A 14,781-nucleotide genomic window follows, 5' to 3' on the forward strand; every position below is an offset into this window, starting at 1 on the left:
AACGTGGGGGAACATTAATAATATTTACACTTGCGGTCACAGGTAAGGAGGGAATCCACCCCTAAATCTAGAATACTCCATATAATAACAATTAAATTGGAGGTATAATTCCCATGGTAAAAGAAGGAATATACGAGCAAATTATATATGATGATCTTAAAAACCAATTAATAAAATTAGATTCAGACAAATATATTTTCCAAAAGCAACCCATTGATGTAGAAGAGGCTAGAACTCAATTATCAAGCTATGTTTCTTCCGTGGTAAAGAAATGCCTAAGGTTTATCAGAGAAAATAATAAGCAAAACGATAAGGAAGCATTGATTTCACAAATAAAAGCCTGCAATGAGCTCATTCAAGGCTTAAGTACACTTGCAGAGGATAAAAATATTGAAGGTTTCAAAATTGATGAGGAGGGCGAAATCCTTACAGCATTATATTCAAAGATAAACAATATAAGAGGAGTCAAGGAAGGTAAAGCAATTAGGCCTGTAACTCCACTTTCTCAAAGTTCCCTCTTTACTGGTACTACTCAGGAACCTAATATGATGGGGGAGATAAAGAAGGAGATATTGTGTAGTGATTCTGTGGACATGCTTGTTTCCTTCATTAAATGGAGTGGACTTAGATGTATCTTTGATGAGCTTAAGGAATTTACTGATAATGATGACCATAAGCTTAGGATAATTACAACTTCCTATATGGGAGCAACAGATTACAAGGCTATAGAAGAGCTGAGTAAGTTGAAAAATACAGAGATTATGATTTCATATGATACAGATAGAACAAGGCTTCATGCAAAGGCTTATCTTTTTCAAAGAGAGACGGGATTTACTACAGCATATATTGGCTCATCAAACCTGTCGAATGCAGCTTTAACCTCAGGTCTTGAATGGAATATAAAAGTATCAGAAAAGGATTCCTTTGATATTATAAAGAAATTTCAGGCTACGTTTGAAGGCTATTGGAATGATGATGGGTTTACCTCCTTTAATGGTCAGAGTGAAGAGGATAAAAGAAGGCTTAAAAGCTCATTAAATAAGGAGGGGAAAACTGATAATAGTGTAAATTTTATGTTTGATATAAAGCCTTATTATTATCAGAAGGAAATTTTGGAGAAACTGAAGGCTGAGAGAACTTTATTTAATAGATACAAAAATCTCATTGTTGCAGCTACAGGAGTAGGAAAGACTGTAATAGCGGGGTTTGATTATAAGGATTTCACAAAGGCACATAGGAAAGATAAGAATAGGCTTTTGTTTATTGCTCACAGGGAGGAAATATTAAAGCAAAGCAGAGATACATTTAGGGCTATTTTAAAGGACAATAATTTCGGGGATTTATTTGTAGGTGGCAATGTTCCAGATTCATTAGATCACTTATTCATGAGCATACAAAGTTTTAATTCAACTAAACTCAATGAAAAAACTGAAGCTGATTTTTATGACTTTATTATAGTGGATGAATTCCATCATGCTGAAGCACCTTCTTATCAAAAGCTACTAGATTATTATGAGCCTAAAATATTACTTGGATTAACTGCTACTCCTGAAAGAATGGATGGCAAAAATGTGTTGGAGCATTTCGATGATAGAATAGCCGCAGAAATGAGACTTCCCGAAGCTATAGATAGAAAGCTTCTGAGCCCATTTCAGTATTTTGCAGTTTCTGATTCTATTGATCTTTCTATACTTAAATGGACAAGAGGAGGCTATGACAAACAAGAATTAGAAAATGTATATACAAGTAATGATATTAGGGTAAACGGCGTAATAACAAGTCTTAATAAATATGTTACAGATATTGAGGAAGTTATAGGGCTTGGTTTTTGCGTAAGTGTTTTGCATGCTAAGTATATGGCTAATAAATTTAATGAGAGTGGAATACCTTCCATGGCAGTGCTAGGTGAAAGCAGCCCAGAGGATAGAAGTAGTGCTAAGAAGAAACTGGTAAGTGGAGAGGTTAAATTTTTATTTACTGTTGACTTATATAATGAAGGTATAGATATTCCTGAAATTAATACAGTGCTATTTTTAAGACCTACAGAGAGTTTAACAGTTTTTCTGCAGCAGCTAGGAAGAGGACTCAGACTTAGTGAAGATAAAGAATGTTTAACGGTCTTGGATTTTGTAGGCCAAGCGCATAGGAGTTATGATTTTGAGCAGAAATTCAAAGCTTTAATGGGAAGAGCAAAGCACTCAGTAGAACACAGTATAATTAATGGCTTTTTAAACCTGCCTAAGGGTTGTTATATACACCTAGAAAAGCAGGCTAAGGAATATATACTAAGAAATATAAAGGATGCAAGGGTTACCAAAGCTAATTTGATAAGCAAATTAAAATATTTCGAAGGTGATACAGGCAAAGAACCTACCTTAAGTAATTTTTTAGAGCATTATAATTATACATTGAACGATGTGTATGGCAAAGGTGGAAATAGAAGCTTTAGCAGAATGAAGGTTGAGGCCGGAATAATGCATGACTTTAAAAATAAAGATGAAGAAGTAATGACAAAGAGATTAAAAAATTTATTCCATATTAATTCACGAAAGCTTATTGAGTTTACAACGAATATATTAACCTGTGGTAGGATAATGCAAGGCTCTGAGTTTAATAAAGAAGAGAAATTAATGCTTGGAATGATATACTACAGTTTTTATTTAGAAGCACCATAAAAGCTTGGGTTTAATTCCTTTGAGAAGATTTTGGCTACTCTCTATGAGAATAATAAAGCAATGATTGAAGAGGCATTTGAGATATTACAGTATAATTATTTGCATATTGATTTTGTTGATAAGTCTGTGGATTTAGGATCTATCTGTCCTATTGATTTGTATTGCACATTTTCCACGGATCAAATCATGGCAGCGTTAGGATATTTTGATGAAAGTATAAAGCCAGCCTTTAGAGAAGGAGTAAAGCATTTTAAAGAAAAAAAGCTTGATGCTTTTTTCATAACATTAAATAAATCAGAGAAAGATTATTCGCCTTCTACACTGTATGAGGATTATGCTATCAATGAAAGGCTATTTCATTGGCAAAGTCAGAGCCGGACTACAGCGGTAAGTGATATGGGTCAGAGGTACATTAACCATGTGAATACTGGGAATAAGATAGTTTTGTTTGTACGTGAAAATAAGAAAAAGGATGGATTAGTTGCAGCATATACTTACCTTGGAGAGGGAGAGTATGTTCGTCATAGCGGAAACAGTCCTATAAGTTTTGTGTGGAGACTTAAGGAAGACATACCTGCGCGACTTATGAGGGTGGCTAACAAGAGTATAGTTTAGTGGGTTTAATCACTTTCATTATATACAATAATATAAACTTTCGAGTAGAGAAGCTGATGTTTGGCCATAATTATAAATAAGTTATAGTTATGGAGGAGTTTATTTTGAAAACTTTTGGAGAGAGATTTAAGAGTGTAAGGTTGTCTAAAAATATGACTCAAAAACAGTTAGCAGATGAATTTAATGGGCAATACGGCTATGCATTTACAAAAACAACTATTAGCCAATATGAAAATAACAAGAGAATACCAGAGATGAATGCTATTAGAAATTTTGTAGAATACTTTAATGTTTCATTAGACTATTTACTCTGCAATGATATACATGTTATTAAGGAATTAGACCAGGAATATTATATGCATAATGATTCTCAATTTGTTGAATTAGAAAAAATAGCAACTTTAATAAAAAGTTTAGCTGAAGAAAAGAAAATACTTCACAATAATAAAGGATTAAATGATGAACAAAGAAAAATAATATCAAATGGCATTGATATTATTTGTGGATTAGTAAAAAGAGAAACAGAATAGATATGATAAAATAGTACACATTTGATCTGTGGACAAGTGTGCTATTTTGTCATAACAGTGTGGACGAAAATAGTCCGAATATTAGTTATTATTGTCTATAGGATTTTCTAAATAGATTTTTAAATTTTCATAAGTCCCAAAATGGTCATTAATCCAGTGATAGCTAGGGAGGTTGTTTTTAATGCGAAGCTCATCTATATTAGGAAAGCGGCCGTGCATGGTTTTAAATTTTGTTATGGAGTCAAGCCTTAATTTGACTTTGGTGGTTATTGATAAATTCTTCAATTTCAAATAATCAAGTCCAAGGGAGTTAACGCAATCTTCAATTCCACCCCAATATTTAAAATAAACTTTTTGAGTATATGTTGTATTAGGAGGAGCTATCTCTCGCCATAATGGTAATCGTCCAAGTTTATTAATAAGATTTAATAAATCTTCCTTAGCTACTTTTTCATTAAAAGATAAATTAGCTAAAGTATTTATATCTAACCCAGCTGCTTTTAATGCGTTATTAAATGTCCCAAACAATATAGTTATGGTTGTTGAAGAGGGGTAGTCTGGATTACCTACAAAGTCTCTAGTATAAGGACTTCTATTATTTTTTGTGTGAAACTCTTTTAACTTTTTAATCACATAGTTTTTTTTATGTTCTGTGTATATATCTTTTAAGTTTTTATATACTAAATGAAGATTCTTAATGTCATAACATAATTTATGATAACCTAGTGCAGATAATCTCATAATTATTTCATCAGCAAAAACATATTTTAAATTTGGAAGGTTTAAGCCAGGTCTATTATTTTTGTTTAAGCACCAATATTCTACTGAGGCACCTTGATCAGTAGCTTTTTTATATTGTTTTTCTTTGTGTTTGCAAGCGTAGTTGGAAGTGGCTGCATCGATTACTTTATGCTTAAGAGGAATATAAATATCTGGTTTGAAATCTAAACCAAATCCACAATACTGAAATAGACAGTCACCCTCTAGAATTGAAGCTGATATTTCAACAAGATACTGCCATGCAGACCAAAAGTCTTTAAAATCTAAAGGAGATACACCTGCTAATTTTAAAATGTCATTCCAGCAAGATACTTTAGTGCCGGGTTTATAATAAATAAAGTGCCTATAATACGTTTTGAAATGGGGATAGTTATCAGAATTATCAAAGTCAGCAGTCGTAGGTGCTCGTTTGAATTCATTGAAAAAATCTTTTATTATTTGTAATAATTGTTCATCGCTTATAGTTGAATATTGCATAGATTTATAAGGAAGCATCACTCTACCTTCTTTAGAAGCCTTTCTTTCTTTATATCTTCTGTTAAGATATTTATTGCATTCCTTGCAGTATTTTTGGTGTCCATCTTTCGAGGACTTATTTAAATTAAACTCTGGTAAACTCTTAGTTTCTCTGTAGTATTTGCATTGCTTATGATCCATTTTAACACCAATCCTTTTTAATTATTACTTCAAGATTAGTATTTGTAATTAGCAACTTAATATACTCAAATATAGTACCTAATAATAAAAGTTTACTTTTGTGTTAACAAGCGGCATAAATTTTTATGGCAAAATTAAAGAAGTTAAAAGGTATAAACGTTGTATGTGTAGTGAGATTCCAGTTGGAAGAGGTAATGAGGAAGACGAGTATTTAAGGTTTGAATTAGAAGAATTAATTCAAATTAATAATATTAAACCAGTGGAGTATGGTACGCAGCTTATTACATACACCACACTTTATTTACTTGAAAATGCAGAGAATATCCATGAGCTTAAACTTAAAAATAGGGATGAAATTGAACTTTACAAGATTTTGAAGAGAATATCAAAAGATAGGGGACTGAAACTTCTGAGAAAAACGGATTGCTATGTTCTAGATGGGAGAGTAATTGAGATGCTTTTGCATGGGGATGTTAGAGTTGATGGAAGGATAGTTCGGTTTGGGAAGCTTGAGAGTGAATGGGTGTAAAAACAACTGGTGTTAGCAAAAGAATTTGGCAAAGAATTTTTTTACACTCTAATTTACAAGAAATAATTAATTCAAAGTTGACACACTGCGTCAAGAATTAAGTTGGACTCACTATAGACTGATAATGTATTATATGTAAAAGGCTTACTCTAAAGGGTAATCCTAATTTTATTATATCTACATATTAAATCTGTAGAGACACATAATAGATATAATTATTTAAAGTGTGAGGTGTAGTGAATGCCAAATATAAAGTCTGCAATAATCAGATTAATTCCTAAAAAGTTACTCTTAATAATGCTTTTTTCAATAATTCTAAACTGCAGTGTAATTATTGGAGAAGTAGTAGAAGCAGCAGTAATTGATATTGAAAGTAGTTTACCAAAAGTATCTAAAGAGGAAGTAATAAAACTAATAAATACACATGGAACTAAAGGACCTTATTATTTCGAGGGCCTTTCCTATAAGGTAGCTAACATTGATAAAGATAATGATTTTGAGATTGTTGCAAAAATTGATGGAGGGGTTCATGTAGGCTATTTCTTTATATTTGATAAGAATAACCAAGGTAAATATTCTCTTGTAGCAGAAAAAGATTGGAAAGTAGAAAAATTGGACTTGGAGTACTGGCACAATCTTAATGGAGAAAATAAAGCTTATGAAATGACAACTCGTTCCGGTGGATCAGGTATGGATGTTTTTCATGGTCATGTATGGTATTTGAAAGATAGAAAGTTTGTTGAGGCATGGATGGGAACGTTAAAGGAAAGAACGGCCTTTCAAGATATTCTCAGTTTACAGATTGGAGGTTATCAAATTAATAGCGATGATTTAAGACTATATGCGTGGACAACGAAATATGGTACCAAAATAAGCACAAATACACTAATGACAAAGCCGACAACTATTGTATCAATATTCAAATTCGATGGTGTTAAGTATGTCTTGCAAAGTCAAGATACTTGTGACCATAGTAATTAAATTAGAGTAAGGCGATGACAGTAGTCATCGACTTAATCAGTATGGGAATTGTATAATTGAAATATATTGTTATGGTACGGTATACCCTTCTATACGGAAGGGTATTATTTCGCTTAATTTGGTATAATAATACTAAGTATAGCTGACTAGAAGTTTCCTGCAGTTTATTAGAAATTTCAACAGTTGTGACTCAATTTAACAATTTTAGACAATGAAAGGGGATAAATTATGAAGTTAATTACACTGGGAAGTGGACTATAGCAAACGAAGGTAGCAAAGATCACAGTTCCTTTGAGGAGATCAACAATATGCTAAGCAAGTATAAAATACAAAAGCTTGAACTTATCCACATAAATCCAAATTGGAATGTAGATAAATTTGAGGAATTATCTTCTTCTTTTGCGCATAACCCCAATATAGTAGTTGTAGAAGATGAAATGATATTTGAGATATAATAAAAAACAACTGATTATATTAACCAGTTGTTTTAAGGAGTTATATTAAATTTATATTTAATTAAAGGGGGACTCTAATTAAGAAAAATCAATTACCTTCTATGTATGTATAATAACAATTATATATGTCATTATAGTGACAAAGTTAAAAAGTAATTGTAAATTTAGAGGTTGTTTTTAATATTAGGACATGGAAATAATCAAATAAAGGATACCTACCTACGCAGTGACCCGCTTGCGACTATACTGTATGCATTTGAATAAATTTAGCTACGGCATCTTCATAATTGAAATCTATAATTGCTGTAGCTAAATCCTTCAATTCCTTGTATGCATTTTTCACTGCGTATTTTTCATCTGCTATTTCAAATAAGGGTATATCATTCAAATTATCTCCAAAACAGATAAGCTTGTCTACTTTTAGGTATTCTTTTAACAATTTAGCAGCATGTTGTTTATTTGCGTTACTATTGTTTATTTCAAGCCAGAAAAATCCCTTGGAGTATATTTCCTCAGTATAATGACAGCAGGCATCTATTGTTTTGCTAAATAAATCATACGCTTCATCTAAAATCCCCGTTTTTTCTATAGCAAATACATTTATAACTTTATGATCGTCTAATTCAAAAAAATCATCTACTTTAGTAAGTCTTTTATCTCCGGCCTTTTTTCTTGTATTTATGTATATTTCCTGCCCTTCATTAAAGATACCTCTATAATAAATTTTCTTATCCCCATTAAGATCTATGGCAGATATTAATGGGGAAATATTATTAGTATAATAATTCTTTAAGACAAAATTAACAGTATCATTAGGTAAATAATTTTCCGCAATATTTTCACCCGATACAGGATCGTATATAAAAGCTCCATTATTTAAAATCATAGGCAATCTTAAATTCAATGGCTCTAATATTTTTTTTGAAGCTTCATAGGATCTAGCGGTAGCAATTGTAAAATTAACTCCCTTTTCTATTAACTCATTTATTATTTTAACTGATGTTTCACTTATGACTTGTTCACAATTTAATAAAGTTCCATCTAAATCGGAAATATATAGGTTCAAACATTTCACTCCCTACAAATTTTTTTAAATTTCTAAATATAAAGCATCTATAAATAAGTTTAGCATAAAATGGGTGAATGTAAAAGGTAATGCGACATTCTATGGAAACAAGATAAATTTGCATTATTTCCACCAATTTTACAATACTATATAATAAATAGTGTAGAATAAAATGTAATTTTCTGATAAAATAAAGATAAGTAATACTGAATAAAATAGTAGATAATAGTCAAAGTTAAATATTGAGGATGTGATACAATGACTAAGAAAAAAGTGAAATCAATAGATGATAATTTCATCATGTCTCCAAAATATGACTTTGTATTTAAGTATATATTTGGAAATGAAAAACATAAAGACTTACTAATAGCACTATTAAGTGATGTGTTAGGTGTTCCAGAAGAAGAATTTGAGGGAATAGAAATAATAAATAGTGAACTACTAAAGGACTTTAAGGAAGATAAAAAAGGGATACTGGATGTACGAGTAAAAACAAAAACAGGAAAACAAATAGATGTTGAGATACAAATATTACCAACAGATTATATGGCGGAACGTACCATTTTCTACTGGAGCAAGATGTATACAAGTCAGATAAAACCAGGGGATCTTACGATAAGCTAAAGAAATGTGTAACTATAAATATAGTAGACTTCAAGTGTACACCACTAAAAAAACTGTATTCCAGTTACCATTTGACAGAAGATAAAACAGGTTATAGGTTGACGGATATAATTGAGGTACACTTCTTGGAGATCGCAAAACTATTTGATGAAGACATTGAGAAAGATGAAAATGATCCAATAGTTCAGTGGATGGAATTCTTAGATGCAAAATCGAAGGGAGAGATGGAGATGTTAGCAGAAAAAAATAAGGACATAAAGAAAGCTTATGGCTTATTGCAAATAATAAGCAAGGATGAAAAGGCTAGAATGTTATATGAAGCTAGGCAGGCAGAAATCAGCGACCAACTTACTAGGATAAAATCAGCAGAGGAAAAAGGGATAGAAAAAGGAATAGAAAAAGGAATAGAAAAAGGAATAGAAAAAGGAGCAACTGAGAAAGCGATAAAGGTAGCAGAGAAAATGATAATAAAAGGCCTTTCTATGGATGATATAGCTGAAATAACAGAGCTTACAGTAGAAAGGTTAATTGAAATAAAGCATAATATGGTGCATTAAAACCATAGTGAGCATAATTAAAGAAAAATATCCACCGCCTGGGTAAGTTGAATTTTATCCAGGCGGTTTTTTATTATAATTTAAATTATCGATATAGAGGTGATACGGTGTTAAAAGTTGTTTTTGACTATGCGCAGGAAAACAATATTAGCTTCCTAATACCATCCAGAGAAATATATATAAAGGGACCTGGGATGATATTTAGAGGTAATCCGAGTAACTATATTACGGAAATTATTATTCCATTTAAACAGGAGGCGTAAATCATGATTGCAGAGAAGATAGACTATAAGAAAAAATATAAGGATTTGTATTTGCCAAAGCAAAAACCAATGGTGGTTGATGTACCTGCTATGACATTTATCATGGTTAATGGAAGTGGTAACCCTAATAACGAAGATGGAGAATATCATAAGGCGGTGGAGCTACTATATGGGTTGGCTTATACAATAAAGATGAGTAAGAGGAATGGTTGTGAGCCAGAAGGATTGTGGTGGTTAGAAGATGATAATATGGATTTCACACTAAAGGACAAATATTGTTGGAATTCAATGATAAGGCAACCAGAATTTGTGACTAAAGAGGTGTTCGAATGGGCATGTGAAAAACTTAAAAGGAAAAAACCGAAAATTGATACTTCAAAGGCATATTTCGAGACTTTTAGTGAGGGATTATGTGTTCAAATAATGCACATTGGACCATTTGATGATGAACCAAAATCAGTTAAACTGATTGAAAGTTATTTAAGCGAGAATAATTTTAAAGATGCAATTTCAACTGCTTACCCCGATGGAAGAATACGTAGGCATCATGAAATTTATTTGTCAGATCCAAGAAAAACATCACCTGAAAAGATGAAAACGGTCTTAAGGCATCCGGTTGTTAGGGTGGATTAAGTACATTTTGTAGCCTGTTTTATCTATTGTATACTTATGAAGTTATACTATTAATAAAATACAAAAGGAGAGTTCAATTTTATGAACTTCCCTTTCAAAATATATCATATTTAATTTTAAATTAAGTAGAGCATAGCCATTATTTTTTAATTAAAGTATTCATCTGTGTCTTTTACATATATTAAAGACCTCTTACTTATAAAATCGTACTATCCTCTATAAACTGTGGAAATTCAATTTGAACCATTGGACTATCCCCTTTCTATTAGCAATTATTTTAGTTAATCTAATGAAAGTTAATAAATGTGTGGAATTACTTCCACTCTTCTTGTTTTGATTTAAATTTTCTTTCTTTGTTTATGAACTTATAATAACATAATAATATGTGTTTGTAAAGACTTATTTTCAATTAATAAAAATTATCGATTAATATATAATTAAAAGATATAAACGATGTATCTCTAGTGAGATTCCAGTTAAAAGAGGGAATGCAATGGACAACTTATACTTAATATTGTAAAATTGGAAGTAGTAATTACAATATGGGGTGAGAGGTTTATGATAAACATTAAAAGGTTTGAAGAAATATTCAATATGGAAAATACTACTGAGAGATACAAAAGAATCTTATCTGAGATTCAGCCTGTTTTGGATGGCATTATGCATGATTTTGTTAATAACTATAGTGAACAGGATAGTTCATTAGTGAATTATGAGCTGAAAACTTATGAAGATACTCTAAGAAATACTGATAACGATTCTATAGATACTAATTATGCTGAGGGAGATACATTTATAGGGAAAAGGGATTTTTCTGTTCTAATGAAAAAATTTGATAACGATGTAGAACTTTTCATATTAGGACTTACATGCTATGGAGAAAGTAGAGTAGTTCGAATAGGTATGGAAATAGAGTTTGATTATTTATGGCAAGTATTAAGATCAAATGATCTTGACGGAAGTGTAAATAACCTGAGTGAAGATATTAAAATATTTTTAATAGAAGCTCCATTTGAGGAAATACCTAAAGAGAAACTTGTGGAAACTATTAAGAAAACATCAAAATCTAGAAAGAGGTCTCCGATCTTTATTGGACTTGAGATATCTTTTGAAACTATAGACGATGAGGTTGAATTAGTTAATAGTCTATGGAAAGTATGGTGTGAACTTGAGAAATTAAGAAAATTCAGTTTGGACAATTCAGTTGTACAGAGCAAGTCTTCAGGTGTATTAAACCTAATAAAAGGCTATAGTGAAGATTTAAAAATAAGTCTTTATGAACATGAATATGAGGTTAAGTTTGGTGAAACTCAAAAACGTAATTCGCGAGCGGGGTACTATCAAAAGTACATGCTAAATGAAAATGGACAGATGGTCACTAGCGGAGTTATAAATTATTATAAAAGGAATAGTGCACAATCAACATATGAGATGTTAAGTGTGTATGTAAATGGTCTTGAACAAATATATACAAGTCCAAGAGTACTGTTTGAGAAAGATAAAGTGAAATGGTTTATAAAGAAAAGTTTTGCAAAACATGACCAGGACAATGCAATTCTTTTAACAAAAGCAATGGAGAGGCTTAGAACCCATGGTTTTGAAGTTAGAGACAATAAGTACTATATTGCAACCTTTGATAATTCCACCATGAATTTTACAGAAAATATTCGTCAGGTTAAGGAACGTCTTCTAAAAGCAGCATTAATATTTGCCGATACTAGTAAAGTAATAACTCTGCCCAAAGAAACTATTATTGAAGCAGGTGTAGATATAGCTGATGATAATGATGACGGTACAGAAGGTGAGGAGGCCGAATATATAGGTAATTTTGATTTGACTGAAATTATAAAGGTTTTTGAAGAGAGTAAATTTATTTTTACCGTGGATACTATTAGGGATTTTCATCTAAACCTCACATCACTCGGCGATAAACATTTTGTAATATTAAATGGTATATCCGGTACGGGTAAAACTCAGATATGCAGTATTTATGCAAATGCTGTATATGGACTAGCATATGAAGAGCAGAATCCGTATTTAAAAGTAATACCTGTAAGGCCAGACTGGATGGATTCTACCGCGCTATTTGGTTACTATAGTGCGCTTCAAAAGAGATATGTCATGACTGAGTTTTTAAAATGTATACTTAATGCATTAGAGGAAAGAGATAAGCCTCATTTTATAGTACTGGATGAGATGAATCTTGCAAGAGTAGAGTATTACTTAAGTGATTATTTAAGTGCAGTGGAATCAAGAAAACCAATAAGGTTACATAGTGAAAATAATATTGAAAATATTCCAGAGGAAGTTGTAATACCTCCTAATATATATATTATTGGTACTGTAAATGTAGATGAAACAACTTATACTATTTCAGATAAAGTTTTGGATAGGGCATTTGTTATGACATTATCAGATGTTAATTTAGAAAATTATTGGGAATCCAAGGAGCAATCTATAAGGGATAAATTTGAGAGTGAATATATTATATTATCAGAACTACATAGTATATTAAAGCCTTATAATTTACATTTTGGATATCGTTCTATGGATGAAATGATAAGTAAAATAAGCGCAAATGCAAATTTGAAAAGTAATCTTCAAATGGAGAGGAAAAGTATGCTGGATAGAGTAATTTGTGAAAAAGTTTTTCCTAAGATAAGGGGAGATGAAAGTATAGAAAATCTAATTAGTAGATTACTACAGTGGGCTAATAAACACTTTAGTGAAGGTTCAGAGGTTGAAAAACATCTATTAAGAATGGAAGGAGAACTTGAACGCTATGGAACAGCTCAGTTCTGGAGATAGATATAGCATGCAAATATTTGATGAAGTGGAAAAGGGTTGGGTGAAAATTGAGGAAGCTTATTTAGAGGAAGCCAAAATGTATTCTTGGAGAATAAATAATGAAAAATTAATATATATTACAATGCAAGGAATGCCACTATCGATGATTAAAAGCTGTGGCAGTGGCCATAATTTCAATGGCTTTTCTGGTACTATACAGACTCCTTTTGCCTCAGGAATAATTGACTTTAACATAAATATAGATGGTAGTACTCAAAAAGTAAAATCCTTTGTATATCCGGACAGTAGAAAGATTACATTAAAGCAGTATGAAAATATGATTTATGATATATTGGAGGAAGCAAATGTTTGTTTAAAGTATTCAGGCCTTGGAATGTCTATTGATACCCATGGAGCGCAAAGAAAAATTTCCTTTGCACAATGGAATTATATACAAAGAAGCATGGCGAAGCTTAAGAGGATATTTAGTAAAATAGAAGAGGCTCCACTTAAAATGCTTATAAAGAATGAATTATTAACTGATTTAGAAAGAGTTAAAAAAATTGGTATAAAAACTGAAAACTGGATAGAGAAAAATGGACCTAGATTTGGTGGAACTGAAAATAAGTTGCCAAATTACATAAAGGTTATTAGCTCAGAAGAAACCTACGATATATATGAAAATAAGGTTATAAAATTTCAACTTATGGAACTCCAAATGATGCTCCGAAAGTATTGCAGAGTGGAGTATGAAAAGATTAAATTAAAAGCAAGGCAATATTTAGATTTAGTCAACTATTGGCTTGCAAATTCTTATTTGGCTAAGGTACAACCCTATAAAGGAAAGGTTGCCATATCTCAGGTATTTAGAAAGCATCCGGTTTATAGATTATGGTATAACTGGTTTCATGAGTTATATAATCATAAAAAGTGGAAGGCGGGGTTAAAGACGAATTTCCCGCTAAAGGATACTTTTCAAATATATGAAATATGGGCATTTATGCAGGTAATTAAAATTTGCAGGGAATTAGATGTTTTAGAAGATACTTCTGGCATTTATTTAAAAAATGTGGATGGCATATTATTGGAGCTCTGTGAGCATAATGAAAGCAAGATTGTGCTTAAAAATGGAGGCTTAATATATTATCAAAAATCTTTTCAACGTAACTCAAAACCTTACTATACTTATACTCAGAGAATGATACCGGATATTATACTGGAGTTTAATGGAGAACTGCTTGTGTTAGATCCAAAGTATAGGGTAGATGCTAATTTAGGAGTTGCGCTTGCTGAAATGCACAAGTATAGGGATGGAATATTAAGAAAAGGTGATGATTGCAGAGTAGTAAGGGAAACTTATATATTAGCACCGATAAAAGGAGAGCAGTCAAAGAAATTATTTGAGAAGGAATATCATAAAAGATATGATATGGGTGCTTTTGTTTTTAAGCCTGGCGGTGAGATACAAGAATTTAAAGATTTTCTTCGTAAAAAGTTATTGTTGTAAAAATATGGTGAAGAGCTTGTTCAGGATGAATTCGTGAAGATATTTATAACAGGGGGTTTGATGCTTTTGATTTAGAAAATTGCAATCCAAGAACACCAGAAACGTAAGTATATGCCTGATTT

10 protein-coding genes and 2 pseudogenes are annotated in these 14,781 nt (G+C 31.4%); 10 read left to right on the forward strand and 2 right to left on the reverse strand.

Annotated features, from left to right (window positions below; genetic code table 11):
* Positions 1 to 113 precede the first annotated feature (113 nt).
* A pseudogene (locus JJD95_RS03930) lies at positions 114 to 3,290 on the forward strand (DUF3427 domain-containing protein).
* Between the two features lie 104 nt (positions 3,291 to 3,394).
* Positions 3,395 to 3,820 (forward strand): helix-turn-helix domain-containing protein, encoded by a 426-nt coding sequence (locus JJD95_RS03935; protein WP_291640573.1) that lies wholly within the window; start codon positions 3,395 to 3,397, stop codon positions 3,818 to 3,820.
* A gap of 81 nt (positions 3,821 to 3,901) precedes the next feature.
* On the opposite strand, the gene JJD95_RS03940 is transcribed toward JJD95_RS03935, so the two are convergent.
* Positions 3,902 to 5,257: a hypothetical protein gene (locus JJD95_RS03940; RefSeq protein ID WP_291640575.1), complete on the reverse strand. Its 1,356-nt coding sequence runs from the start codon at positions 5,255 to 5,257 to the stop codon at positions 3,902 to 3,904.
* A gap of 163 nt (positions 5,258 to 5,420) precedes the next feature.
* Here JJD95_RS03940 and JJD95_RS03945 point away from each other — a divergent pair, with 163 nt between their 5' ends.
* The 3 genes from JJD95_RS03945 to JJD95_RS03955 all read left to right on the forward strand — a co-directional run bounded on the left by JJD95_RS03945 (position 5,421) and on the right by JJD95_RS03955 (position 7,222).
* On the forward strand, positions 5,421 to 5,786 hold the full coding sequence (locus JJD95_RS03945; RefSeq protein ID WP_291640578.1) for a hypothetical protein: 366 nt from the start codon (positions 5,421 to 5,423) through the stop codon (positions 5,784 to 5,786).
* A gap of 240 nt (positions 5,787 to 6,026) precedes the next feature.
* A complete protein-coding gene (locus JJD95_RS03950; protein ID WP_291640580.1) occupies positions 6,027 to 6,767 on the forward strand; it encodes a hypothetical protein in 741 nt (246 codons plus the stop codon).
* 308 nt (positions 6,768 to 7,075) lie between these two features.
* Positions 7,076 to 7,222: a hypothetical protein gene (locus JJD95_RS03955; protein ID WP_291640583.1), complete on the forward strand. Its 147-nt coding sequence runs from the start codon at positions 7,076 to 7,078 to the stop codon at positions 7,220 to 7,222.
* Positions 7,223 to 7,463: 241 nt separating this feature from the next.
* Here the strand turns inward: JJD95_RS03955 and JJD95_RS03960 are convergent, their stop codons facing one another.
* The gene (locus JJD95_RS03960; protein WP_291640585.1) at positions 7,464 to 8,288 is read right to left on the reverse strand and encodes an HAD family hydrolase; all 825 of its coding nucleotides are present in this window, start codon (positions 8,286 to 8,288) and stop codon (positions 7,464 to 7,466) included.
* A 300-nt stretch (positions 8,289 to 8,588) separates the two neighbouring features.
* On the opposite strand from JJD95_RS03960, the pseudogene JJD95_RS03965 reads away from it, so the two are divergent.
* The 5 genes and pseudogenes from JJD95_RS03965 to JJD95_RS03985 all read left to right on the forward strand — a co-directional run bounded on the left by JJD95_RS03965 (position 8,589) and on the right by JJD95_RS03985 (position 14,659).
* A pseudogene (locus JJD95_RS03965) lies at positions 8,589 to 9,469 on the forward strand (Rpn family recombination-promoting nuclease/putative transposase).
* Between the two features lie 107 nt (positions 9,470 to 9,576).
* Positions 9,577 to 9,732, forward strand: a complete 156-nt coding sequence (locus JJD95_RS03970) for a hypothetical protein (RefSeq protein WP_291640587.1) — start codon at positions 9,577 to 9,579, stop codon at positions 9,730 to 9,732.
* 3 nt (positions 9,733 to 9,735) lie between these two features.
* The gene (locus tag JJD95_RS03975) at positions 9,736 to 10,365 is read left to right on the forward strand and encodes a GyrI-like domain-containing protein (RefSeq protein ID WP_291640589.1); all 630 of its coding nucleotides are present in this window, start codon (positions 9,736 to 9,738) and stop codon (positions 10,363 to 10,365) included.
* A gap of 558 nt (positions 10,366 to 10,923) precedes the next feature.
* Positions 10,924 to 13,173, forward strand: a complete 2,250-nt coding sequence (locus JJD95_RS03980; RefSeq protein WP_291640590.1) for a hypothetical protein — start codon at positions 10,924 to 10,926, stop codon at positions 13,171 to 13,173.
* Entirely contained in the window at positions 13,148 to 14,659 is a 1,512-nt protein-coding gene (locus JJD95_RS03985) for a DUF2357 domain-containing protein (RefSeq protein ID WP_291640592.1), read from the forward strand. Before JJD95_RS03980 ends, JJD95_RS03985 begins: the two co-directional genes overlap by 26 nt.
* Positions 14,660 to 14,781: the final 122 nt, after the last annotated feature.

Source organism: Clostridium sp. (assembly GCF_016650035.1).
Taxonomy (GTDB): domain Bacteria; phylum Bacillota; class Clostridia; order Clostridiales; family Clostridiaceae; genus Clostridium_AD.